Here is a 22,654-nt window from a genome sequence, read left to right as displayed (position 1 = left end):
TTTCGCCAGATGGAGACCCGACAATGACGCTCGTCGCCGGGGTGGACTCGTCCACCCAGTCCTGCAAGGTCGTCGTGCGCGACGCCGCGACGGGCGCCCTCGTGCGCTCCGGGCGCGCCTCGCACCCGGACGGCACCGAGATCGACCCCGCACGCTGGTGGCACGCCCTGCAGGTCGCGATCACCGACGCGGGAGGCCTGGACGACGTCGAGGCCATCTCCGTCGGCGGTCAGCAGCACGGCATGGTTGCGCTCGATGCCGACGGCGCGGTCGTCCGCGACGCTCTCCTGTGGAACGACACCCGCTCCGCGCAGTCCGCGCTCGACCTCATCGACGAGCTGGGCGCCACCGGTGACGGTGACGGCGCTGCCGCCTGGGCCGCAGCCATCGGCTCGGTCCCGGTTGCGTCGCTGACCGTGACCAAGCTGCGCTGGCTGCGCGACCACGAGCCCGCCAACGCCGCCCGCGTGGCCGCGGTGGCCCTCCCCCACGACTGGCTGACCTGGCGCCTCGCCGGCCACGGACCGGGCAGCAGCGACCCCGCGGCGGCCCTGGCCGCGCTCACGACCGACCGTTCGGACGCCTCGGGCACGGGGTACTGGTCGCCGATCTCCGACGACTACCGCCGCGACCTGCTCTCGCTCGCGCTCGGCCACGACGCGGTGCTGCCGCGCGTCGTCGGTCCCGGCGAGCGCGCGGGGACGTCGGCCCTCGGAGCCCTGCGACCCGCGCTCGGCGCCGGCGCCGGGGACAACGCGGCCGCGGCGCTCGGCCTCGGCCTCACCCCCGGTGACGTCGCGATCTCGATCGGCACGTCGGGCGTCGTCTCGGCGATCTCCGCCGTCCCGACGGCCGACGCGTCGGGGCTCGTCACCGGGTTCGCCGACGCGACCGGCGCGTTCCTGCCGCTCGCCTGCACGCTCAACGCCTCGCGCGTGCTCGACGCGGCCGCCCGGATGCTCGGCGTCGACCACGCGGGTCTCTCCGCGCTCGCGCTGTCGGCCCCCGCCGGCGCCGACGGGCTCGTCCTCGTCCCCTACCTCGAGGGCGAGCGCACCCCCAACAAGCCCGACGCCACCGGGGCGCTGCACGGACTGCGGCTCGCGAACACCACGCCGGCCCACCTGGCCCGCGCAGCGGTCGAGGGCATGCTCTGCGCCCTCGCCGACGGGCTCGACGCCCTCGTCGCCCAGGGGGTGCCCGTGCAGCGGGTGTTCCTCATCGGTGGCGGCGCGCAGTCCGAGGCGGTCCGCCGCATCGCGCCAAGCGTGCTCGGTCTCGACGTCGCCGTCCCGACGCCCGGCGAGTACGTCGCCGACGGTGCCGCGCGGCAGGCGGCCTGGGTGCTGTCCGGCGCGGCGACACCGCCCGCCTGGACCGCGGCCGGCAGCGCCGAGGTCTACCAGGCCGACGCGGCCCCGCAGGTCCGCGCGCAGTACGCGGCGGTCCGTGAGCTCACCGGGACGCGCCCGGCCTGACCGCGGCCGGGGCGCCGCCGACACAGCGTTTCCCACGACAGCGGAGCCCACGACACAGCGGAGCCCGGCCTGACTCGTGCCACGTTCGGTCCTCGAGGGTGGGCGCGGGTCGCTGACCTGCTGTTTCGTTGTGCGCTCGGGTGCGATGTGGTCACTAAGAACCTCGTCGTGCAAGCCTTCGGGGGTGGTCTCGCGGTTCGTGCGCAAGGTCCGCACCGCTTCGGGAGCGGTCGCGGTCCAGATCGTCACGCGCCGGGGCCGGCAGGTCGAACAGGTCGAGCACGTCGGGTCAGCGCATAGCGATGCCGAGCTCGCGTTGCTGCTGGCCGTAGCGCGTGAGCGGCTGTCCCCAGGCCAAGACGCCCTGGACCTCGGGGACCTGTTGGTGGTCCCGGCGCGGATGGACGACGTCGCGGACTGGACCGCCGAACCGGAACTGCTCCTGCAGCCGGCGACGCCGGCGGCCGGTGGGCGTCCTGCGGCCGTCGCCGCAGGTGGGCGGGTCGTGGGGACCTCCGCGGACCTGTTGTGGAAGGTCCTGACCAGCGAATACACCCGGCTGGGGTTCGACGTCCTGGGCGATGACGGGTTCCGGGCGATGGTCCTGGCACGGATCGTGGAGCCGACCTCCAAGGCCGAGGTCGTCCGCGTCCTGGACGAACTCGACGCACCGGCGGTCAGCCTGCGCACGTTGTTCCGGTCGCTGGCCCGGTGCCAGGCCCAGGACTACCGCGACACGTTGGCCAGGGCCGCGTGGGCGCACTCGGTCCGCACCACCGGGACATCGGTCCTGATCTTGTACGACGTGACGACGCTGCACTTCGAGCGGCCGGACGAGGACGAGCTGCGCAGGGTCGGGATGAGCAAGGAGCACCGCGTGGACCCCCAGGTTCAGGTCGGGCTGCTGGTCGACCCGGGCGGGTTCCCGCTCGAGGTGCACCTGTTCGAGGGCAGCAAGGCCGAGACGACCACTCTGATCCCCGTACTGACCGCGTTCGGCAAGCGGCACGACGTCACGGACCTGGTCGTCGTCGCCGACGCCGGGATGCTCTCGGCGGGCAACCTGAACGCCCTGGAGGACGCCGGGTTCTGCTTCATCGTCGGCTCGCGGATCACCCGGGCCCCCTACGACCTGGCCGATCACTTCGAACGGCACGGCAACTACTTCACCGACGGGCAGGTCCTGGAATCGACCCGGGACATGGGCACCGGCAAGGCGGCCCGGGCCCGGCGGGTGGTCTACCAGTGGAAGTTCGCCCGCGAGCAGCACGACAACAAGGCCATCAACGCGATGATCGACCGGGCCGAGAAGATCGCCGACGGCCGCGCCCCGTTGAAGAAGGCCCGGTTCCTCAAGATCACCGGAGCCACCAAGGAACTCGACCAGGCCACCATCGACCGGGCCCGCCAGTTGGCGGGCCTCAAGGGCTACGTCACCAACCTGCCGACCGCCACGATGGACGGCGCGGCGGTCATCGCGGCCTACCACGACCTATGGCACGTCGAGCAGTCGTTCCGCATGACCAAGTCCGACCTACGAGCCCGGCCCGTGTTCCACCACCAACGCGACGCCATCGAAGCCCACCTGACGGTGGTGTTCGCCGCCCTGGCCGTCGCCCGCCATCTGCAAGACCTCACCGGCATGAGCATCAAGAAGATCGTCCAGGCCCTGCGCACCGCACGCTCAGCAACCATCGAGATCAACGGCCAACGCCTCACCCTCGACCCCGACCTCACCGAGACCGCCCGCGCCATCCTCAACCGACTCGAAACCGGTCACTAAGGCAAGTGGCACGAGTCGGGCCCGGCACCCCTCGACGGGTGCCGGGCTCCGCTGTGTCCTCAGTGTGCCCGTGATCGGCTGCGCCGCGGGGTCACTCGGGCTTATCGGTCAGTGCGTGTCGGTCAGTGCGCAGCGTCGTACGCGGCCTTGACCCCGGCGGAGATGCGTCCGCGCTCGGACACGTGGTGCCCGTTGGCCTTGGCCCACTCGCGGATCGCGCCCGCGTCGACACCCGTGCCACGGCGACCGCGCGCCGGGCGGCCGGTAGCCGTCGACGTGCGCCCGCCGACCTTGCGTGCGTGGCCGACCCACGTGGCGACCGAGCTGCGGAGCTCGGCTGCGTGCTCTGCCGTGAGGTCGATCTCGTAGGTCACGCCGTCGACGGCGAATGTGACCGTCTCGTCGGCCGTCCCGCCGTCAATGTCGTCGACGAGCAGGACCTGAACCTTCTGTGCCATTGTTCTCTCCCGGGTGAACGACGTGCATGAGAACTGATCACCGGAAGCATGACACCCTTTGATTCGACCGTCAAAGGGAACGGGCGGCTTTGACGCTCAGGAATCCGAATCCGCCGCGGGCGGAATGGCCGGGGTGGCGGCCTCGCGCTCCTGGGCGTCCATGCGCGCGATCGCTGCGCGTTCCGTACGGTCGGCATTCACGAGCGAGCGCAGGGCGAGCCAGAACAGCAGTCCCACGCCGATCGACGGGACCACGGCCGCGAAGACGGACCAGAACGCGTTCATCGGTGGTGACCTCCGTCCCGCAGCCGCAGGGCGGCAACCACCGCGGCGTCGTGGCTGCTCATGCCTGCGGCTTCACCAGCGGGAACAGGATCGTCTCGCGGATGCCCAATCCTGTGAGCGCCATGAGGAGCCTGTCGATGCCCATTCCCATGCCACCGGCCGGCGGCAACGCGTACTCCACCGCGGTGAGGAAATCCTCGTCGACCGACATCGCCTCGTCGTCGCCCGCCGCTGCCAGCAACGCCTGCGCCTCGAAGCGCTGCCGCTGGATCACCGGGTCGACGAGCTCCGAATAGGCGGTCGCGAGCTCGAATCCCCGGATGTACAGGTCCCACTTCTCGACGAGGCCCGGCTTCGAGCGGTGGTCGCGGGTGAGCGGGCTCGTCTCGACCGGGAAGTCGCGCACGAACGTCGGCGCGAAAAGCGACTTCCCGACGTGGTGCTCCCACAGCTCCTCGACCAGCTTGCCGTGATTCATGCGGGCCGGGTCGATCTGGAGGTCGAAGCGGTCGACGAGCTCTTTGAGGTACGCGTCCGAGGTGTCGTGCGTGATCTCCTCGCCGAGCGCCTCCGACAACGACCCGTACATCGTCATCTGCGCCCACTCGCCGCCGAGCTCGTACTCCTCGCCGTCGGGCAGCGTGATCGTCGTGGTCCCCAGGACGTCACGGGCCGCCGTCTGGACCAGGTCGCGCGTGAGGGCCGCCATCGTGTCGTAGTCGCCGTAGGCCTCGTACGCCTCGAGCATCGCGAACTCGGGCGAGTGCGTGGAGTCCGCACCCTCGTTGCGGAAGTTGCGGTTGATCTCGAAGACGCGCTCGATGCCGCCGACGACGGCGCGCTTGAGGTAGAGCTCGGGCGCGATGCGCAGGAACAGGTCCATGTCGAACGCGTTCATGTGCGTGACGAACGGGCGCGCCGTCGCGCCACCCGCCTGCGTCTGCAGCATGGGCGTCTCGATCTCGAGGTAGCCGCGCCGGTGGAAGTTCTCCCGCAGCGAGCGCACGACGCCCGCGCGCTGGCGAGCGGTCTCCCGCGCGGCCGGCCGGGCGATCAGGTCGACGTACCGCTGCCGGACGCGCCCCTCCTCGGAGAGCTCCTTGTGCAGCACGGGCAGCGGGCGCAGGGCCTTCGCGGCGAGCTGCCACGCGTCGGCGAACACCGAGAGCTCGCCGCGCCGCGACGAGCCGACGTGACCGTGCACGAAGAGGTGGTCGCCGAGGTCGATGTCGGACTTGAAGGCGGCGAGCCGCTCCTCGCCGATGTCCGCGAGGCTGAGCATCGCCTGCAGCCGGTTGCCCTCGCCGTCCTGCAGCGTGACGAAGCAGAGCTTGCCCGTGTTGCGCAGGAACACGACGCGACCGGCGACGCCGACGACGTCCGTCGTCTCGGTCCCCTGCTCGAGATCCGGGTACGCGGCCCGCACCTCGGCGATCGTGTGCGTGCGTGGCACCGACACCGGGTACGGCGCGACACCCTCCTCGAGCAGCCGCGCGCGCTTCTCGTGACGGACCCGCATCTGCTCGGGAAGATCCTCGACCGACTCCTCGACCCCACTGGGCCCGCTGTGACTCACCGCGCCATGCTACCGAGCGCAGGGCCCCCGGCCCGCCGTGCGCGCGTCGGGCAGGCGTCCGACGAGTCGTCGCGCGGGCATCAGCCCTGCTTCAGGACCGCGGTGCGGGGGTCAGGTCGAGGGCGAGGTCGAGGATCGGGGACGAGTGGGTCAGCGCGCCGACCGACAGGTAGTCGACGCCCGTGCCCGCCACCTCACGGGCCCGGTCGAGCGTGAGGTTCCCGGTGGCCTCGAGCTCGACACGGCCCGTCTGCGGCTCGCGGGCCCGGACCGCTGCGACGACCTCCCGCAGCAGCGGGGTCGGCATGTTGTCGAGCAGCAGGAACCGTGCGCCCGAGTCGAGCGCCTCGAGGGCCTGGTCGAGGGTGTCGGCCTCGACCTGGATCGCGACGTCCGGGAACCTCGCCCGCACCGCGGCGACCGCGGCCGAGACGGAGCCCGTCGCCACGACGTGGTTGTCCTTGATCATCGCGACGTCGTACAGGCCCATGCGCTTGTTGGTGCCGCCGCCGCAGCGCACCGCGTACTTCTCGAGCGCCCGCAGGCCGGGGGTCGTCTTGCGGGTGTCGAGCACGCGGGCGCCCGTGCCCTCGAGCGCGTCGGCCCACCGTCGGGTGTGCGACGCGACGCCGGACGCGCGCGACGTGAGGTTGAGCAGCGTGCGCTCCGCGACGAGCAGCACCTGGACGGGTCCCGCGAGGACCGCGAGGACGTCCCCGCGCACGACGCGTGAGCCGTCCGCGACACGCTGCTCGCACGATGCGGGCGGCAGGCCGAGCCGCCGCGCGACCTGGTCGAGCACCGCGGGGACGACGACGAGTCCCGCGACGACGCCGGCCGCGCGGGCGACGAGGTGCGCGACACCGCGATCGTCCAGAGGGATCGTCGCCTGCGTCGTCACGTCACGCCCCGGCTCGGGGCCGAGGTCCTCGTCGAGCGCGGTCGCCACGGCACGGGCGATCCAGGCGGGGTCGAGCGGGGTGAGGTCGAGGTCGCTCATTCGCCGACCGTGACCCGGTGCGTCACGAGCCGGCCGTCCGCGTCGAGGCTGGCCTCGAGCCGGTGCAGCCAGGCAGGGTCGGGCACCGGGTAGTCGCTGCGGAAGTGGCCGCCACGGCTCTCCGTGCGTTCGAGCGCGGTCGCGGTGAGCACCGACGCGACCTGGTGCACGTTGGTCGTCTCCCACTCGGCCGCCTGCGGGCGGGCGACGACCGGGAGCAGACCCGTCGATGTCCCCGCCGGGCCGCCGGGCGCGAGGTGCGCGTCGGTCCGCACCGTCTCCAGGACGTGGGCCGCCGCGAGCAGGCCGTCGGCCGAGCGCACGACCCCGGGGCCGTCGCTCGCCGCGCGCTGGATGCGCGAGCGGGCCGCGCCTGCGACGAGCACGGCCGGTCCTGGCCTCTCGACAGGGTCAGCCTGGACGAGCTCGCCCGACGAGACCCTCGCCGCGACGTCCCGCGCCGCGCGGTACGCGAACACGAGCCCCTCGAGCAGCGAGTTCGACGCGAGCCGGTTCGCCCCGTGCACGCCGGTGCATGCAGCCTCGCCGGCCGCGTAGAGCCCGCTCACCGTCGTGCGGCCGACCAGGTCGGTGACGACCCCGCCCGAGTGGTAGTGCTGCGCGGGGGCGACGGGCACCAGATCGGTCGTCATGTCGATGCCGTGCTCGAGCAGCCGCTCGTGGATCGTGGGGAACCGGTGGCGCAGGAAGTCGGCGCCGAGGTGCCGCGCGTCGAGCAGCACGTGGTCCGTGTCGGTCAACGCCATCTGCCGGACGATCGCCTGCGCGACGACGTCCCGCGGTGCGAGCTCGGCCATCGGGTGCACCGCGGTCATGAACCGCACGCCGTCGGTGTCCAGCAGGTAGGCACCCTCACCGCGCACAGCCTCCGAGACCAGCGTGAGCTGCCCCCGGACCCCCGCGCCGAGCCACAGGACCGTCGGGTGGAACTGCACGAACTCGATGTCGCCGACCACCGCCCCCGCACGCAGCGCCGCCGCGATCCCGTCCCCCGTGGCCTGCACCGGGTTGGTCGAGGAGCGGAACACCTGCCCGATGCCGCCGGTCGCGAGGATGACCGCGGGCGCGAGCGCCGCACCGACCCCGTCGCGTGAGCCCGCCCCGATGACGTGCAGCGTCACGCCGCACACCGCACCGGGCCGGCCGTCCGGGCCCGCCGGACCCGTCAGGACGTCCAGCACGAGGGCGTGCTCGATGACCTCGATGCCCGGGTCGCTGAGCACCGCCTCGAGCTGGGCGACCAGCGCTCGCGAGACCTCCGCGCCCGTCGCGTCCCCGCCCGCGTGCACGATCCGGTCGGCATGGTGGCCGCCCTCACGGGTCAGGGCGATCTCCCCGTCCGGCGCCCGGTCGAACACGGCGCCGCGACCGACGAGCTCGCGCACGCGCACCGGACCCTCGGTGACCAGGACCTCCACGGCCCGCGGGTCGCACAGACCGGCGCCCGCGACGAGCGTGTCCTGCAGGTGCGCGGCCGGGGAGTCCTCCGGGTCGAGCGCCGCAGCGATGCCGCCCTGGGCCCACACGGTCGAGCCCGACGCGAGCACTCCCTTCGTCACGAGCAGCACGCGCGGCACACGGGTCCGCAGCTCGAGCGCGGCCGTCAGGCCGGCGATCCCCGAACCGACGACGATCGCGTCGGCCTGCGCCGTCCAGCCAGGCGCCGGTGCCGCGAGGCGGGCAGCGAGGCGGACCGTCACCAGGCCGACCCCTGCACCAGGCCGCGTCCCTCGCTGAACGGCACGCCGCTCGGCTCGAGGCCGGACTCCGCCGTCCACTCGGGAGGCACCTGTCCCGGGTCCTCGCTGCGCGCGACGATCCGGTTCTCGTGGTCGACGAGCACGACGTGCGGGCTGTACGTGCGGGCCTCGGCGTCGGACAGCAGCCCGTACGCCATGAGGATCACGACGTCGCCGGGGTGGACGTGATGGGCCGCGGCACCGTTGATGCAGACCTGGCCGGACCCGGCCTCGCCCGCGATCGCGTACGTCGTCAGGCGGGCGCCGTTCGTCACGTCGACGACGTCGAGCTGCTCGCCCGGCAGGAGGTTCGCGGCTGCGAGCAGCTCGGCGTCGACGGTGATCGAGCCCACGTAGTGCAGGTCGGCCTGCGTCACCGTCGCGCGGTGGATCTTGCCGATCAGCATGGGTCGGAGCAGAGATGTCATCGGGAGGCCTCCGTGCGCTCGGTCGCGGTGTTCTCGGTCGCAGTGTTCTCGGTCGCTGGGTCCGGGGTCTGGGTGCGCGCGGTCGGGTCGCCGAGCATGACCCACGCGTTGTCGATGAGGCGCGTCGCGCCGACGCGCGCTGCGACGGCGAACACCGCCGGGCCGGCGAACCGGTCGTCGACCGCCTCGAAGGTCGCAGGGTCGACGAGCTCGGCGTACTCCAGCTCGACGTCGGCACCGGCGAGCTCGGCGCGGGCCGCGGCTCGCACGTCGGCAGGGGTCGCGCCGGGCCGGTCGGCAGCATCATGAGCAGCGCGCACCGAGCGGCCCAGCGCGAACGCACGGGTGCGCTCGGGCGGACTCAGGTACGCGTTGCGCGACGACAGCGCCAACCCGTCGGCGTCCCGCACGGTCGCCACCTCGCGGACGTCGACCGGCACGTCGAGGTCGCGGACCATCCGCCGGACCGCCGCGACCTGCTGAGCGTCCTTCTGCCCGAACAGGGCGACGTCCGGGCGCGCCAGGTGGAGCAGCTTGAGGACGACCGTCAGCACGCCGTCCAGGTGGCCCGGCCGCGCGATCGTCTCGAGCACCTCGCCGAACAGGCCGGCGCTCACCCGCACGACCGGGTCACCGTCCGGGTAGACGACCTCGGGGGCCGGCGCGAAGACGACGTCGCCCGCGCCGAGCAGCCCGGGGCCGGTCAGGAGCGCGAGGTCGCCGGCGAGGTCACGCGGGTAGCGGTCGAGGTCCTCGCCCGGGCCGAACTGCAGAGGGTTCACGAAGATCGTCACGACGACGTGCTGGGCCGACGCCTTGGCCGCCGCCACCAGGGCGAGGTGCCCGGCGTGCAGCGCACCCATGGTCATGACGACGGCGCGCGCCGGGAGCCGGCCACGACGGACGTCCGCGGTGGGCCCGGGGGCGCCCTGAGCGGCCAGGGCCGAGGCGAGCTCGTCCCGCGTCCGCGCGAGCGCCGGGGTGCCCGGGGCCTCGAGCCGGTCCTGCGCGTTCATTCGTCGTCCTCCCGCGTGCCACCGGGGTCGGTCCCCGGGTCGTGCTGCTCCTCCGGCGTCAACGCGTCGGAGCCGCCGCTCATGCCCGCGCCGTGCGCGTCCAGGGCGTCGAGCAGCCGCTCGGCCGCGCTCTGCCCGACGAGTCCCGCCGCGAGCGCGCGCTGCGTCGCGGCCCGTGCGAGCACCCTGTACGCGGGAGCCACGTCGATCGCTCCCGTGCGTGCGCCGAGCTCGTCGAGCACCGCACCATGATCCCGCACCGTGTCCGCGTCCCCGCGGCGGACCGGGCCGGTCAGGGCCGTGATCGCCCCGGCGGACGTCGAGGCCGCGCGCAGCGCACCGTCGAGGGCGGCCGAGAGCAGCGGACCGAGCACGCGGCCCGGGTCCTCGATCCCGGCGGCCGCGAGCGCCTGCCCCGCCTGGGCCACGAGCACGACGAGGTGGTTCGCGCCGTGCGCGAGGGCCGCGTGGTACAGCGGGCGGTCCTCCTCCGCGACGACGACGGGCTCCCCACCGATCTCGACCACGAGCGCCTGCCCGATGGGCAGCACCGGGCCCGGACCGGTCACCGCGAACGCGCAGCCCACGAGGCGGCTGAGGTCGAGCGAGGTGCCGGTGAACGTCATCGCGGGATGCAGCGCGAGCGGGATGACCCCCGCGGGGCGCGCGGGGTCGAGCACGCGGACGCCGTGCCGCCCCGACGTGTGGACGACGATCTGGCCGGCCTGCCAGGCACCCACGCCCGCGAGGCCCTGGACGAGGGGTGCGAGCGCGTCGTCGGGCACGGCGAGAAGCACGAGCTCGGAGCGCCGGACGACCTCGGTGACCTCGAGGATCGGCACGCCGGGCAGCATGGTCTCGGCGCGCGCCCGCGACTCCTCGGACACGGCGCTCACGGCGACCACCGGGTGCCCCGCGGCCCGCAGCGCGCTGCCGATCACGGCACCGACCCGACCCGCGCCCACGACGCCGACGCCGAGGCGCCCCGGACGCCCTGCCGGACCCTCGTACGTCACAGGGCCTCCGGTCGACGCATCCACTGCTCGGGCAGGGCGCCCGCGCGGGCGGTGCGTGCCCGCACGGTCTGCTCGTCGAGCAGCGCCGCGGCGACGCTCTCGTCGAGGTGCTCGACCATCGGGTGCACCGGGCCGGCCGTCGAGTGCACGTCGATCGACGCGACCCGCAGCCTGCGCTGGACCGGGCCCTGCTTGAGCGCGAGCGACTGCGTCCGCTCGTGCGGCACGACGACGAGCCGGCGCACGATCCGGCCGTAGCGCACGAACAGCGCGCGGTCGGTGACCAGGAAGCCGCGGCGGCGCCAGCCCACGAGGTCGAGCAGGCGCGCGCGCCGCGGCACGGTGGTGAACCCGCCCTCCTCGCCCGAACCGCCCAGCGCTGCGTCCAGCAGGGCTCGCGGGTCCTCGACCTTCAGGTCCGGCAGCACGAGCCACAGCGCCAGCAGCGCCTCCTCGCGGGTGCCGACCGGCAGCAGCACGTTCTCGGTCTGCTGGTCCTTCTCGCCGCCGTACCCCGCGACGTTCATCTCGACGCGCCACCAGTCCGGTCCGCGCCACAGCGGACCCTGCGTGAACCGCAGCGCCTGCACCCGGCCCGGCGGGACCGTCTGGGCGCGCGCCTCCGTCAGCCCGTGCCGCAGCCGGATGCCGTCCGGGGAGATCGCGGCCCGGAAGTTCGCACCCTGGTTGACCCGCGTCCACATCGCCCCGCCGACGCCGAGCACCGCGGGGACGAGGGTGAAGACCGGAGCGAGCTCACGGGTCGCCACGACGCTGGCCACGATCGCGACGACGAACAGGGCGAGCCACCCCGTCGCCGCCGAGCGGAGCGTGGACGCCAGCATGCGCGGCATCGGCACCTCGAACACCGGCTGCTCGGGCGCGCGCACCGCGGGAGCCTCGTCCGGTCGCACGCGCAGCCCGGCCGCTCGGGCGAGCAGCTCGGCCCGCAGCGACTCGGCCTCCGACTCCTTGAGGAACGCCAGGGAGACGGCCGACCCTGAGCCGCCCGCGACCTCGAGCCGCAGCTCCGCGAGACCCGTGAGCCGGGCGAGCAGCGGCTGCACGATGTCGACCGCCTGGAGCCGGTCGAGCCGCGCCTGGCGCTGCTGGCGGAACAGCACGCCGGTGTGCAGGTGCACTGCCTCGTCGTCGACGACGAACTTCGTCACCCGCCACGCGACGGCCGCGTAGGCGAACCCGACGGCGGCGATCGCGAGGACGACAGCGACGACGTAGCGCCACCGGCCCTCCTGCATGAGCTCGCCGAGGTTCTGGATGTTGTCGGTCATGTTGTACGCCACGATCGCGAGCAACGCGACGAGCGCCTTCCACCCCTTGAGCGCAGGGGTGATCGGGTGCATGCGGCGCCACGCGACCTCGGGGCCGCCGGGATCGGTCGCCGACGCCGGGGAGCCCGGCACGGGGGTGCTCACAGCCCGGCCAACCTCGCCTCACCGCGCGATGCCAGCCGGTCACGCAACCGCGCGGCCTCCTGCGGCGGGAGCCCGTCGATCGTCGCGTTGGTGCCGACGGCGGCGGTGTGCAGCTGCACCGAGGCGATCGCGAACCGGCGCGCAAGCGGTCCCGCGGTCACGTCGACGTACTGCATGCGGCCGTACGGCACGACGACGAGGGAACGGAACAGGATCCCCTTGCGGATCAGCAGGTCGTCGACGCGCTCCGCATACGCGATGGCGCGGACCTGGCGGGTGATCAGCAGCGCCGCCCAGAGCCCCAGCGCCGCGACGACCGCCGCAGGCGCCCACGCCCACGCCGTGCCGACGAGCAGGGCGAACGGCACGGTGACCGCGAGCCCGACGACGACGACGATGGCCGTCACGGTGAGCCGGGCGTGCGCGAGCCGGGTCGAGACCGGGGTCCAGGTCACGTCGTCCGGGTCGAACGGTCCGGCAGCAGTCGTCATGGGCTCATCCTTCCACCGCTGGCGTGACCTGGGGCGCGCCCCCGATCCCGACCGTGCGGCGCTCAGCCCGCAGCCGGGTCGGGCGACGGGGCGCGGGAGTGGTTGCCGGAGTCGCCCGCGCCGTCCTCCGGCGGGGGGATCCGGCAGAACCACTCCACGACGAGCCCCACGGCCGCCATGACCAGCGCCCCGACGACGGCGACACCGGCGGCGGCGGCCCTCGACCGCTGCGACGCGATGTCGAGGTCCCCGAGGACCGCGAGGACCTGGGCTCCGTACCAGCCGGCCAGGACGGCGCCCGTGTAGCAGCTCGCTTTCGCGAGCACGGCGGTGCGGGCCGCTCGGATCGGGTCCAGGTCGGGCTTCTTGCCCTTGAGGTACTGCCGGACGGACCACCCCATCACGAGCACGACCGCCGCGATGACCACCTCGACCGCCACGACGAGCCACGGGACGGGCGGCGGCACGACGCCGCGGCTCGCCAGGGCCCGGAACAGCAGCCAGCCGCCGAGCGCGACCAGCACGGCGACCGTCCCGAGCGTCTGGACACGGGTGCGCTGCATCACGCCGGCCAGCTCCCCGGGGCGCCCTCGCTCGTGTCGCGGACGGGTGCCCAGGCGAGCGGCACGGGGCCGTCAGGCGCTCTGGGCGCGGCGGGGGCAGCGGGTGCGGCGGCGTGGGTCGGTCGGGACGCGACATCCGGCTCGGGAGTCGGGGTCGGGCCCGGTGTCGTGATCGGACCGGACTCGGGGGCGGGCGTGGGGGCGGGTGCCTGCTCCGGCGCGGGCGCCGGCTCCGGCAGCACGGGAGCCGTCAGCCAGTCGAGCGCGAGCCAGCGGATCCCGGCACGGTCCGGAGCCGTCGCAGCGAGCAGCGCGACGGGACCGCCACCGAGCCCCGGAAGGACGGCGTCGGGTGCGACCTGCGCCCACGGCTCGAGCACGAAGGCACGCTGGTGCGCACGGGGGTGAGGCAGCTCGAGGTCGTCCGTCACAGCGAGCGTCGTGCCGTACACGACGAGGTCGATGTCGAGCGTGCGCGGACCCCAGTGCTCGAGGCGCTCCCGGCCGTGCTGCTGCTCGATCGCCTGGGTCGCCCGCAGGAGGTCCCGCGCGGACAGGGTGGTGCGCGCCAGGACGACCGCGTTGAGGTAGTCGGGCTGCTCCGGACCGCCGACGGCGGCCGACCGGGCGAGCGGCGAGACGTCCACGACCGTCAGGCCCCGGACGCGCGCGAGGTCCGACACGGCGTCGCGCAGCGTCTGCTGCGCGGCCCCCAGGTTCGCACCGAGGGCCAGCACGACGTCGACGGGCTCGGCGGGCACCTCGTCGAGCGCGTCGCTCACGAGCTCACCGAGGACCGGCTCGTCGCGTGCGAACGGGACCGGCACGGCGACGGTGCTCGAGGGCGCGGGCGCGGCGTCCCCGGCGGGCACCGGGACCTGCGGGAACGCAGCCGTCACCGCGCGCACCGGTGCGGCCGCGGGCACCGGAGCCGACTCGACCGGCGGGCGCCACGGCTCCGCCGCGGGCAGTCGGTTGCGGTCCCGGTGGATCGCCACGACCACGTCCGCGAACGGCACGGTGATCGGTGCCTGAGGCTTGTGCACCTCGACGTCGACCGCGAACGCCTGCCCGTAGGCGAGGACGGTCGCCGCGATGCGCTCCGCGACGGTCTCGATGAGGTCCGCCGGCTCGCCCGACAGGACTGCCGCGACGCGCTCCGCGAGCTCGCCGTAGTTGATCGTGCGGGCCAGGTCGTCGCTCGCCGCGGCGCGACGCGTGTCGAGGTGGACGACGACGTCGGCCAGGAACGTCTGACCGCCCCGCCGCTCGTGCGCGAACACCCCGTGGTAGCCCGTAGCAGCGATGCCGACGAGCCGGATCTGGTCGAGCGGACGCTCCGGCTGCATGCTCACTGCGCCCTCCTGGGGTCTGCCGACGGCTCCGTGGACAGGTCGGTCGATGCTGCCCGCCACGCCGCCGCCACCCGGACCGCGTCGGCCGAGCCCTTGACGTCGTGCACCCGCACGCACCAGGCACCGGCCGCGGCGGCCAGCGCGCTGATCGCCGCGGTTGCGCCGTCCCGCGCCAGCGGTGGCGCCGGTTCACCGTCCGGGTGCGCGAGCAGGTGCCCGAGGAACCGCTTGCGCGACGCGCCGACCAGCACCGGGAAGCCGTCCGCGACCAGCTCGGGCAGACGGGCCAGCAGCGGCCAGTTGCTCGCACCCGGCTTCGCGAACCCGAGACCCGGGTCGAGGACGACCTGGTCGTCGTGCACGCCGGCCGCGCGCAGGGCAGCGACCCGCTCGGCGAGCTCGCGGCGTACGTCAGCCACGACGTCCACGTAGTCGTCGAAGGTGTCCATGACGTCCGCATGGCCGCGCCAGTGCATCGCGACATACACCGCACCGGTCTGCGCCACGACCTCGTGCATCGCCTCGTCGGCCAGGCCGCCCGAGACGTCGTTGATGATCGCCGCACCGTGCCGGACCGCCTCGTGGGCCACCCGGGCGCGGGTCGTGTCCACGCTCACCGTGGCACCGCGCGCCACGAGCGCGTCGATGACCGGGAGCACCCGGACGAGCTCCTCGTCGACCGGGACGCGCCGCGCGCCAGGGCGGGTCGACTCGCCGCCGACGTCGAGGAGGTCGGCGCCGTCGTCGATCAGCGCGAGGCCGTGCGCCACGGCCGCGCCCGGGGTGAACCACCGGCCACCGTCCGAGAACGAGTCCGGGGTGACGTTGACGACGCCCATGACCAGCGTGCGGCCCAGGCCGGTGAGGGCGTCAGGCAGGGGTGCGGGTCGCGCTCCGGTGCTCACGGGCCGAGCCTAGGCCGTACGTCAGCGGGCGAGCACGAGGGCCATCGCCTCGGCGCGCGTCGCGGGGCTGCGCATCTGCCCGCGCACGGCCGACGTCACGGTGCGCGACCCGGGCTTGTGCACGCCGCGCATCGACATGCACAGGTGCTCGCACTCGATGACGACGATCACGCCGCGCGGCTTGAGGTACTCCACGAGGGCGTCCGCCACCTGGCTCGTCAGCCGCTCCTGCACCTGGGGGCGGTGGGCGTAGACGTCGACGAGCCGCGCGAGCTTGCTCAGCCCCGTGATGCGGCCGTCCGTGCCGGGGATGTACCCGACGTGCGCGACGCCGTGGAACGGCACGAGGTGGTGCTCGCACGTCGAGTACAGCTCGATGTCCTTGACGAGGATCATCTCGTCGTGGCCGAGGTCGAACGTCGTGGTCAGGACGTCCTCGGGCTCCTGGCGCAGACCCGCGAAGGTCTCCGCGAAGGCGCGCGCGACCCGGGCCGGGGTGTCCCGCAGACCTTCGCGGTCCGGGTCCTCCCCGACGCCGAGCAGCAGCTCGCGGACGGCTGCCTCGACGCGCGGGGCGTCGTACTCACCGATCAGGGTGCGGTCGCGGCCTGGCACCGATCAGACCTGCTCGGTCGGCTCGGGGGCGACCTCGATGTGACCGTTCTGCGAGGTGGTCGCGGCCAGGTCGGCGAGCTCGGTCGGCGTCATGACGGGCGGACGCGACGAGACGGCCCGCTCCACGCTCGAGAGCCACACGTCGCGCGGCTGGCGCTTGACGACCGGGGCGAAGATCTCGACGAGCTCCGACTGGTTCAGCGTCTCCCGCTCGAGCAGCTCGAGGACGAGGCGGTCGAGGACGTCGCGGTACTCGACCAGGATCGCCCAGGCCTCGTCGTGCGCGGCGTCGACGAGCCGGCGCACCTCGATGTCGACGGACGTCGCGACAGACTCGGAGTAGTCGCGCCCGTGGCCCATGTCGCGGCCCATGAAGACCTCGCCGGAGTCCTGCCCCAGCTTGACCGCGCCGATGACCTCGCTCATGCCGTACTGGGTGACCATCTTGCGGGCCGTCTCGGTGGCCTTGTCGATGTCGTTGCTCGCACCCGTGGTCGGGTCGTGGAACACGAGCTCCTCGGCGACGCGCCCACCCATGGCGTACGCGAGCTGGTCGAGCAGCTCGTTGCGCGTCGTGGAGTACTTGTCCTCGGTCGGCATGACCATCGTGTACCCGAGCGCGCGGCCGCGGGGAAGGATCGTGACCTTCGTGACCGGGTCCGTGTACCGCAGGGCCGTCGCGACGAGCGCGTGACCACCCTCGTGGTAGGCCGTGATCTTCTGCTCGGAGACCTTCATGATGCGTGTGCGCTTCTGCGGTCCCGCGATGACGCGGTCGATGGCCTCGTCGAGCTCGTGGTCGCCGATCGTCGTGCCACCCGTGCGGGCCGTCAGCAGCGCGGCCTCGTTGAGGACGTTCGCCAGGTCCGCACCCGTGAAGCCGGGGGTGCGGCGGGCGACGGCGGTGAGGTCGACGTGCGGGGCCATGGGCTTGCCCTGGGCGTGCACCTGGAGGATGCGCGCGCGGCCCTTGAGGTCGGGCGCGTCGACGGCGATCTGACGGTCGAAGCGGCCGGGGCGCAGGAGCGCGGGGTCGAGGATGTCGGGGCGGTTCGTGGCCGCGATGAGGATCACGTTGGCCTTGACGTCGAACCCGTCCATCTCGACGAGCATCTGGTTGAGCGTCTGCTCGCGCTCGTCGTGCCCGCCGCCCATGCCGGCACCGCGGTGGCGGCCGACGGCGTCGATCTCGTCGATGAAGATGATCGAGGGCGCGTTCTGCTTGGCCTGGTCGAACAGGTCGCGGACCCGGCTCGCGCCGACGCCGACGAACATCTCGACGAAGTCCGAGCCAGAGATCGAGTAGAACGGCACGCCGGCCTCGCCCGCGACCGCACGGGCCAGCAGGGTCTTGCCGGTCCCGGGTGCGCCGTAGAGCAGCACGCCCTTGGGGATCTTCGCGCCGACCGCGAGGAACTTGGCGGGCTCGGCGAGGAAGTCCTTGATCTCCTGGAGCTCCTCGACAGCCTCGTCCACGCCCGCGACGTCAGCGAACGTGACCTGCGGCGACTCCTTGTTGACGAGCTTGGCGCGCGACTTGCCGAAGCTCATGACGCGCGAGCCGCCGCCCTGCGCGTTCGACATCAGGAACCAGAAGAGGCCCAGCAGAAGGATCATCGGCAGGATGAGGGTCAGGATGCTGCCCCACCAGGACTGCTGCGGGTTGTCGGAGTTGAAGCCGCCCGGAGGGTCCGCTTTCTGGATCGCCTCGACGACCGTGGCACCCTGCGGCACCACGTAGTAGAACTGGACCAGCTTGCCGAGGTTGGTGTCGCCCGACGTGAAGTCCTCGGTCAGCGTGAGGTCGACGCGCTGGAGGCCGTCGGTGATCTTCGCCTGCTCGACCTTGCCCTGCGCGAGCAGCTTGAGGCCGTCCGACGTGTCGATGCGCTGGACACCCGTGCCGGAGAGTGCGCTCACGCCGATCCACACGAGGACGACGGCGAGCGCGATCCACACGGCGGGGCCGCGAGTGAGTCTCTTGAGAGTCATGGGCGGGGGACGTGCCCCTTCATCCCTCCGGTCGCTGAACTGGTCGGATCGAAGTTACACGCTGAGAGTGTGAACTCCCCTGCCTGTTCGCCCAGGGCAGGAAGCGCAGGCCTCAGGCCCCGTAGACGTGCGGGGCCAGCGTCCCGACGAACGGCAGGTTCCGGTACTTCTCGTCGAAGTCCAGGCCGTAGCCGACCACGAACTCGTTGGGGATCTCGAAGCCGACGTACTTGACGTCGACGGCGACCTTCGCGGCGTCCGGCTTGCGGAGCATCGTCGCGATCTCGACGGTCTCCGGCCCGCGGCTGCGCAGGTTCGCGAGCAGCCACGACAGCGTCAGGCCCGAGTCGATGATGTCCTCGACGATGAGGACGTGACGGCCTGTGAGGTCGGCGTCCAGGTCCTTGAGGATGCGCACGACGCCCGAGGACTTGGTGCCCGAGCCGTACGACGAGACCGCCATCCAGTCCATCTGCACCGATGAGTGCAGGCGGCGCACGAGGTCGGCCATGACCATCACCGCGCCCTTGAGCACACCGACGACCAGCAGCTCCTTGCCCACGTAGTCGGCGTCGATCTGCGCCGCCATCTCGTCGAGGCGCGCACCGAGCTGCTCCTCGGTCAGGAGGACGCGCTCCAGGTCGCTGCCCATGTCCACAGGGTCCACCGTGACGACTCTCTTCACTGGTCGGGTTGAAGCATCAGCCTGCCATACGCGCGCACGGCCCGGAGCCCGGGCAGGTCGAGCGGGCCCTGTCCGTGCCAGTGGGTCAGGAGGGCGTCGAGGGCCAGGACGTGCGTGCGGTGCACGGACCCGGCAGGTGCCCCCGCGCGGATCGCGGCGGCGCGCAGGGCCCGGCGACGCAGCGCGGGAGCGGCCGCGGCCAGCACCTCGACGTCGAGCTGGACCGGCCCGTGCGGTCGGCCCGGCTCGCGCGCGTCGTCGGACGCGCCCGCGGGCGCGTCGGCCGGTGCGTCCTCGGCAACCAGCGACGCCGCCAGCAGGTCGGCCGCGAGCGCGTCGAGCGCGTCGGCGTCCTCGCGCAGCTGGTCCGCGGTGCGGGCGAGCGCCTGGGCCACGCCCGGCCCGAGCTCGTCCTCGAGCACCGGCAGCACGTGCGCCCGCACGCGGGAGCGCAGCGGCCCTGCACCTGGGTCCGTCGGGACGTTCGTCGGGTCGTGCCAGGGTTCGAGCCCGAGGGCGGCGCACGCGGCGAGCGTGTCGGTGCGTCGCAGACCGAGCAGCGGGCGGCGCAGCAGTCCGCGCCGGGCAGGCATCCCCGCGAGCGACCGTCCGCCCGCACCGCGCGCGAGCCCGAGCAGGACCTGCTCGGCCTGGTCGTCGAGCGTGTGGCCGAGGAGCACCGCGGCGCCGCCGAGCCGTCGGGCGGTGTCGTCGAGGGCCGCGTACCTCGCGTCGCGTGCCGCCGCCTCGGGCCCGCCGGACGCGGTGACGTGGACGCGGACGACCTCGACGGGGTCGAGGCCGAGCGTGCGGCACGCGGCGGCGGCCGCCGCCGCGACCTCGGCGCTGCCAGGCTGCAGACCGTGGTCGACGACGACCGCGCCCGCGCGGAGCAGGGGTCCGGCGCTCCCCCGCCCCGAGGCACGGGTGCTGCGTCGGGCGACGAACGCCGCCGCGGCCGCGAGCGCGAGCGAGTCGGGTCCCCCCGAGCAGGCGACGAGGACGAGCGCGCCATCGGGAAGGTCGGAGGTCGCCGCGGTGACGGCCGACCGCAGCGCGGCGACCTCGGGCGCCGGTCCGGTCATCGTCGGGTCATCGGCTCAGCCGTGGACCCGACGCACCCACGCACGCGGGTCGGCGATCTCCCGCGCGGTGGGCAGCTGCTCGGGCGCGGACCAGACGGCGTTGAGCCCCGCGGTGCCGACGGCCCGACGGACCTCGCGGACGAAGGCCGCACCGTCCCGGTACTGCGCGAGCTTCGCGTCGAGGCCTAGGAGCCGGCGCAGCACGCGCTCGAGCCCGTGGGAGGCCGCGCCGGCGTCGCGGCGGGCCTCGAACCGCGCCCGGATGTGGCGGACGGACGGCACGACCGAGGGGCCGACGGCGTCCATCGCCACGTCGGCGTGGCCCTCGAGGAGCGCCATCACGGCGCCCACCTCGTCGAGCTGGGCGCGCTGGGCGGGCGAGAGCAGGCCGAGCAGCCCGGCGTCGCCGTCGTCGTCGGGCCCCACGAGGACGCGCGAGGCGATGCGGACGACGTCGGCGAGGGACGGGCCGCCGTCCTGGCCGCGGCGCCCCTGCCCGCCGTGACCGCGCCCGCCATGACCGGCGCCCGGCACGAGCCCGCCCGGGACGAGCTCCCCGAGGTCGTCGAGGAGCGCGGACGCGCCCGCGCGCAGGTGGTCGGCGAGCCACGGCGCCGCCGCGAACTGCAGCGCGTGCGTCTGCTCGTGCAGCGCGATCCACAGCCGGAAGTCGGCCGGCTCGACGCCGAGCGCGCGCTCGACCTGGAGCACGTTGGGCGCGACGAGCAGGAGCCGGCCGTGCGGAGCGCGCGCGTCCGCGGTGAACGGGTCGAACTGGCCGAGCACCTTGCCCGCGAGCAGCGCGAGGACCCCGCCGACCTGCGCGGCCCCGGCGAGCCGCACGCCGGTCGACGCGTCGCCGCCCCGGACGGACGCCGTCATCGCAGCCAGCATCCGGATGTTCGCCTGCGCCCAGCCCGGGCGGTCCACGACCTGCACGAGCGAGACCGGGTCGGTCTCGGGATCGGTTCCGTCGGCCGGGACGAGCTCGGTGATGCGCGCGGCGTGCGCGGTGGCCGCCCGGGCGGCGGTACGGAGCGTGGTGACGAGGTCGACGAGCTCGGCCCGGGTCGCCGTCGGGCCCGGTGACGCGAGCTGCCCAGAGAGGCGCGCGGCCAGGTCCCAGTCGACGGGTCCGCGCACGGCGTCCGTCCCGTCGTCCCCCATGGCCTGGTTCACGCCCCCACCGTACCTACGCGGACCCGCGCCGACCTGTGCGGGTCCGGGGCCGATGCGCGAGGGCCGACAGGTCAGCGGCAGCCGCACGCCTGGAGCGTCGTCACGAACGCGTCGATGGTCGCGCGCGGAGCCAACTGGCCGCCGTCGGGCGTCTGGTCCGCGAGGACCGCGAACGCGAGCAGGCGTCCGTCCGCGTCGACGACCGTTCCCGCGAGCGACGTCACGTGCGGCAGGCTGCCGGTCTTCGCGCGCACGAGACCTCGCGCGGCCGTCGTCGTGAAGCGGTCCGCGAGCGTTCCCGAGAGCCCCGCGATCGGCATGCCCGTCGCGACCTCACGCAGCTCGGGATGCGTCGGCGAGGTCGAGAGCCGGACGAGGTCGACGAGGAGCTGCGGCGGGAGCGCGGAGCCGGCTCCCAGGCCCGAGGCGTCGACGAGCGTGGCCCCGGACGTGTCGAGGCCGAGCTCGGAGGCTGCGCGCAGCACCGCCTTGCTCGCGGCCTCGAAGCTGCCGGGCAGCCCCATGTGCACGGCGACGATGCGCGCGACGACCTCGGTGATCGTGTTGTCCGACGTGTGCAGGAAGTACTGCACGACGTCCGCGATCGGCGCCGACTGCACGACGCCGAGCTCGGCCGCCCCCGCCGGCGCGGTGACCCGTGACGGGGTGCCGGTCACGGTGATGCCCTGCTCCGCGAGGCGCGCGGCGAGCTGGCCGGCAGCCGCGAGCGACGGGTCGGGGTAGCGCGGGGGGTACTCGCCGGCCTTGATCTTGGCGACGTCGACCGCGAGCGCCGTCACGGGTGCGACGTACCCCGCGGCGATGTCGGAGGCCGCCCACGTCGGGCTGAGCGCGGGGCCGGAGAACAGGGTGTCGTCGACCCCGAGCGAGACCGTCGTCGTCCCCGCGAGCTTGAGCCCCTTGGCCACCTGGGCGGCGAGGTCGGCGAGGCCCGCCCGCCCGTCGACCGCCGTCGGGTCGCCCGCCCCGGCGGCCAGCATCATGTCGCCGCCGCCGACGAGCACGAGCTGCCCCGCGGCACCCTTGACGACGCGGGTCGGCAGCGTCGTCGAGGCCGGGAGCTGCGTGAGCGCCGCGACGGCCGTGACGAGCTTGGCGGTCGAGGCCGGGATGTGCGGGACCTCCGGGGCGTTCGACGCGAGCACGTCGCCCGTGAGGCCGTCGACGACGACGACCCCCGTGCTCGCACCCATCCGTGCGTCCGCGACGAGGGCCGCGACCATCCCCTGCAGCTGCGCGGGCGACGGTGCGGGCGCCGCGGGGTCGAGAGCGCCCAGCAGCGCCGTCACGGCGGGCGCGGGCACGGCACCGGGCGCGGTCGGGAACGGGTTCGGGGGCGCCGGGACGGGAGCGAGAGTGACCATGCCCGGCACGACGTCGTAGGCGTCGGCGGTCGCGTACGCACCGCCGGCGAGCAGCACGACGAGCGCCGTCGTGGCGACCACGCGGACTCCCGATGCCATCTGCGGTCCTCTCCGTCCTGACCGGGGGGCGCAGCAGGCCCTCCGGTGCGTCACACTAAGCACA

Annotated in this window: 21 protein-coding genes; 2 read left to right on the top strand and 19 right to left on the bottom strand. The window is 73.9% G+C overall.

The window, feature by feature from the left end:
• The first annotated feature begins 23 nt into the window (after positions 1 to 23).
• Together xylB and DDP54_RS10210 are read left to right on the top strand one after the other, a co-directional pair.
• Positions 24 to 1,478, top strand: coding sequence for a xylulokinase (gene xylB, locus DDP54_RS10215; protein ID WP_109131639.1), 1,455 nt, complete (start codon positions 24 to 26; stop codon positions 1,476 to 1,478).
• 184 nt (positions 1,479 to 1,662) lie between these two features.
• Positions 1,663 to 3,261, top strand: a complete 1,599-nt coding sequence (locus DDP54_RS10210; protein ID WP_242448206.1) for an IS1634 family transposase — start codon at positions 1,663 to 1,665, stop codon at positions 3,259 to 3,261.
• A gap of 122 nt (positions 3,262 to 3,383) precedes the next feature.
• On the opposite strand, the gene DDP54_RS10205 is transcribed toward DDP54_RS10210, so the two are convergent.
• The 19 genes from DDP54_RS10205 to dacB form a co-directional block, all read right to left on the bottom strand.
• A complete protein-coding gene (locus tag DDP54_RS10205) occupies positions 3,384 to 3,719 on the bottom strand; it encodes an Lsr2 family protein (protein WP_109131638.1) in 336 nt (111 codons plus the stop codon).
• A 96-nt stretch (positions 3,720 to 3,815) separates the two neighbouring features.
• Positions 3,816 to 4,004: a hypothetical protein gene (locus DDP54_RS10200; RefSeq protein ID WP_109131637.1), complete on the bottom strand. Its 189-nt coding sequence runs from the start codon at positions 4,002 to 4,004 to the stop codon at positions 3,816 to 3,818.
• A 58-nt stretch (positions 4,005 to 4,062) separates the two neighbouring features.
• A complete protein-coding gene (gene lysS / locus DDP54_RS10195) occupies positions 4,063 to 5,523 on the bottom strand; it encodes a lysine--tRNA ligase (RefSeq protein WP_109131636.1) in 1,461 nt (486 codons plus the stop codon).
• A 148-nt stretch (positions 5,524 to 5,671) separates the two neighbouring features.
• Positions 5,672 to 6,580, bottom strand: coding sequence for a carboxylating nicotinate-nucleotide diphosphorylase (gene nadC / locus DDP54_RS10190; RefSeq protein WP_109131635.1), 909 nt, complete (start codon positions 6,578 to 6,580; stop codon positions 5,672 to 5,674).
• Complete coding sequence (locus DDP54_RS10185; protein ID WP_109132510.1) at positions 6,577 to 8,304, bottom strand: L-aspartate oxidase; 1,728 nt, start codon at positions 8,302 to 8,304, stop codon at positions 6,577 to 6,579. The genes nadC and DDP54_RS10185 overlap by 4 nt, the downstream gene beginning before the upstream one ends.
• Positions 8,298 to 8,768 carry an aspartate 1-decarboxylase gene (gene panD / locus DDP54_RS10180; protein ID WP_109131634.1) on the bottom strand — a complete coding sequence of 157 codons (471 nt, stop codon included), beginning with the start codon at positions 8,766 to 8,768 and terminating at the stop codon, positions 8,298 to 8,300. The genes DDP54_RS10185 and panD overlap by 7 nt, the downstream gene beginning before the upstream one ends.
• Positions 8,765 to 9,784 (bottom strand): pantoate--beta-alanine ligase, encoded by a 1,020-nt coding sequence (panC, locus tag DDP54_RS10175; RefSeq protein ID WP_109131633.1) that lies wholly within the window; start codon positions 9,782 to 9,784, stop codon positions 8,765 to 8,767. The genes panD and panC overlap by 4 nt, the downstream gene beginning before the upstream one ends.
• Positions 9,781 to 10,800 (bottom strand): DUF2520 domain-containing protein, encoded by a 1,020-nt coding sequence (locus DDP54_RS10170; RefSeq protein WP_109131632.1) that lies wholly within the window; start codon positions 10,798 to 10,800, stop codon positions 9,781 to 9,783. Before DDP54_RS10170 ends, panC begins: the two co-directional genes overlap by 4 nt.
• Positions 10,797 to 12,236: a PH domain-containing protein gene (locus tag DDP54_RS10165; protein WP_242448330.1), complete on the bottom strand. Its 1,440-nt coding sequence runs from the start codon at positions 12,234 to 12,236 to the stop codon at positions 10,797 to 10,799. The genes DDP54_RS10170 and DDP54_RS10165 overlap by 4 nt, the downstream gene beginning before the upstream one ends.
• Positions 12,233 to 12,727, bottom strand: a complete 495-nt coding sequence (locus tag DDP54_RS10160) for a PH domain-containing protein (protein WP_109131631.1) — start codon at positions 12,725 to 12,727, stop codon at positions 12,233 to 12,235. Before DDP54_RS10160 ends, DDP54_RS10165 begins: the two co-directional genes overlap by 4 nt.
• A 62-nt stretch (positions 12,728 to 12,789) precedes the next feature.
• The gene (locus DDP54_RS10155; protein ID WP_109131630.1) at positions 12,790 to 13,290 is read right to left on the bottom strand and encodes a DUF3180 domain-containing protein; all 501 of its coding nucleotides are present in this window, start codon (positions 13,288 to 13,290) and stop codon (positions 12,790 to 12,792) included.
• Complete coding sequence (folK, locus tag DDP54_RS10150) at positions 13,290 to 14,639, bottom strand: 2-amino-4-hydroxy-6-hydroxymethyldihydropteridine diphosphokinase (RefSeq protein ID WP_109131629.1); 1,350 nt, start codon at positions 14,637 to 14,639, stop codon at positions 13,290 to 13,292. The genes DDP54_RS10155 and folK overlap by 1 nt, the downstream gene beginning before the upstream one ends.
• Positions 14,640 to 14,641: 2 nt before the next feature.
• Positions 14,642 to 15,484 carry a dihydropteroate synthase gene (gene folP / locus DDP54_RS10145; RefSeq protein ID WP_109132508.1) on the bottom strand — a complete coding sequence of 281 codons (843 nt, stop codon included), beginning with the start codon at positions 15,482 to 15,484 and terminating at the stop codon, positions 14,642 to 14,644.
• Between the two features lie 87 nt (positions 15,485 to 15,571).
• Complete coding sequence (gene folE / locus DDP54_RS10140; RefSeq protein WP_109131628.1) at positions 15,572 to 16,165, bottom strand: GTP cyclohydrolase I FolE; 594 nt, start codon at positions 16,163 to 16,165, stop codon at positions 15,572 to 15,574.
• Positions 16,166 to 16,168: 3 nt separating this feature from the next.
• Entirely contained in the window at positions 16,169 to 18,157 is a 1,989-nt protein-coding gene (ftsH, locus tag DDP54_RS10135) for an ATP-dependent zinc metalloprotease FtsH (protein ID WP_109131627.1), read from the bottom strand.
• 112 nt (positions 18,158 to 18,269) lie between these two features.
• Positions 18,270 to 18,824, bottom strand: a complete 555-nt coding sequence (hpt, locus tag DDP54_RS10130; RefSeq protein WP_109132507.1) for a hypoxanthine phosphoribosyltransferase — start codon at positions 18,822 to 18,824, stop codon at positions 18,270 to 18,272.
• 14 nt (positions 18,825 to 18,838) lie between these two features.
• Positions 18,839 to 19,927 carry a tRNA lysidine(34) synthetase TilS gene (gene tilS, locus DDP54_RS10125; RefSeq protein ID WP_109131626.1) on the bottom strand — a complete coding sequence of 363 codons (1,089 nt, stop codon included), beginning with the start codon at positions 19,925 to 19,927 and terminating at the stop codon, positions 18,839 to 18,841.
• Positions 19,928 to 19,942: 15 nt separating this feature from the next.
• Positions 19,943 to 21,106, bottom strand: coding sequence for a zinc-dependent metalloprotease (locus DDP54_RS10120; protein WP_347338511.1), 1,164 nt, complete (start codon positions 21,104 to 21,106; stop codon positions 19,943 to 19,945).
• A 71-nt stretch (positions 21,107 to 21,177) separates the two neighbouring features.
• Positions 21,178 to 22,590, bottom strand: a complete 1,413-nt coding sequence (gene dacB, locus DDP54_RS10115; protein WP_109131625.1) for a D-alanyl-D-alanine carboxypeptidase/D-alanyl-D-alanine-endopeptidase — start codon at positions 22,588 to 22,590, stop codon at positions 21,178 to 21,180.
• Positions 22,591 to 22,654: the final 64 nt, after the last annotated feature.

The organism is Cellulomonas sp. WB94, assembly GCF_003115775.1.
GTDB lineage: Bacteria > Actinomycetota > Actinomycetes > Actinomycetales > Cellulomonadaceae > Cellulomonas_A.
This window is presented reverse-complemented; position numbering and strand designations above follow the sequence as displayed.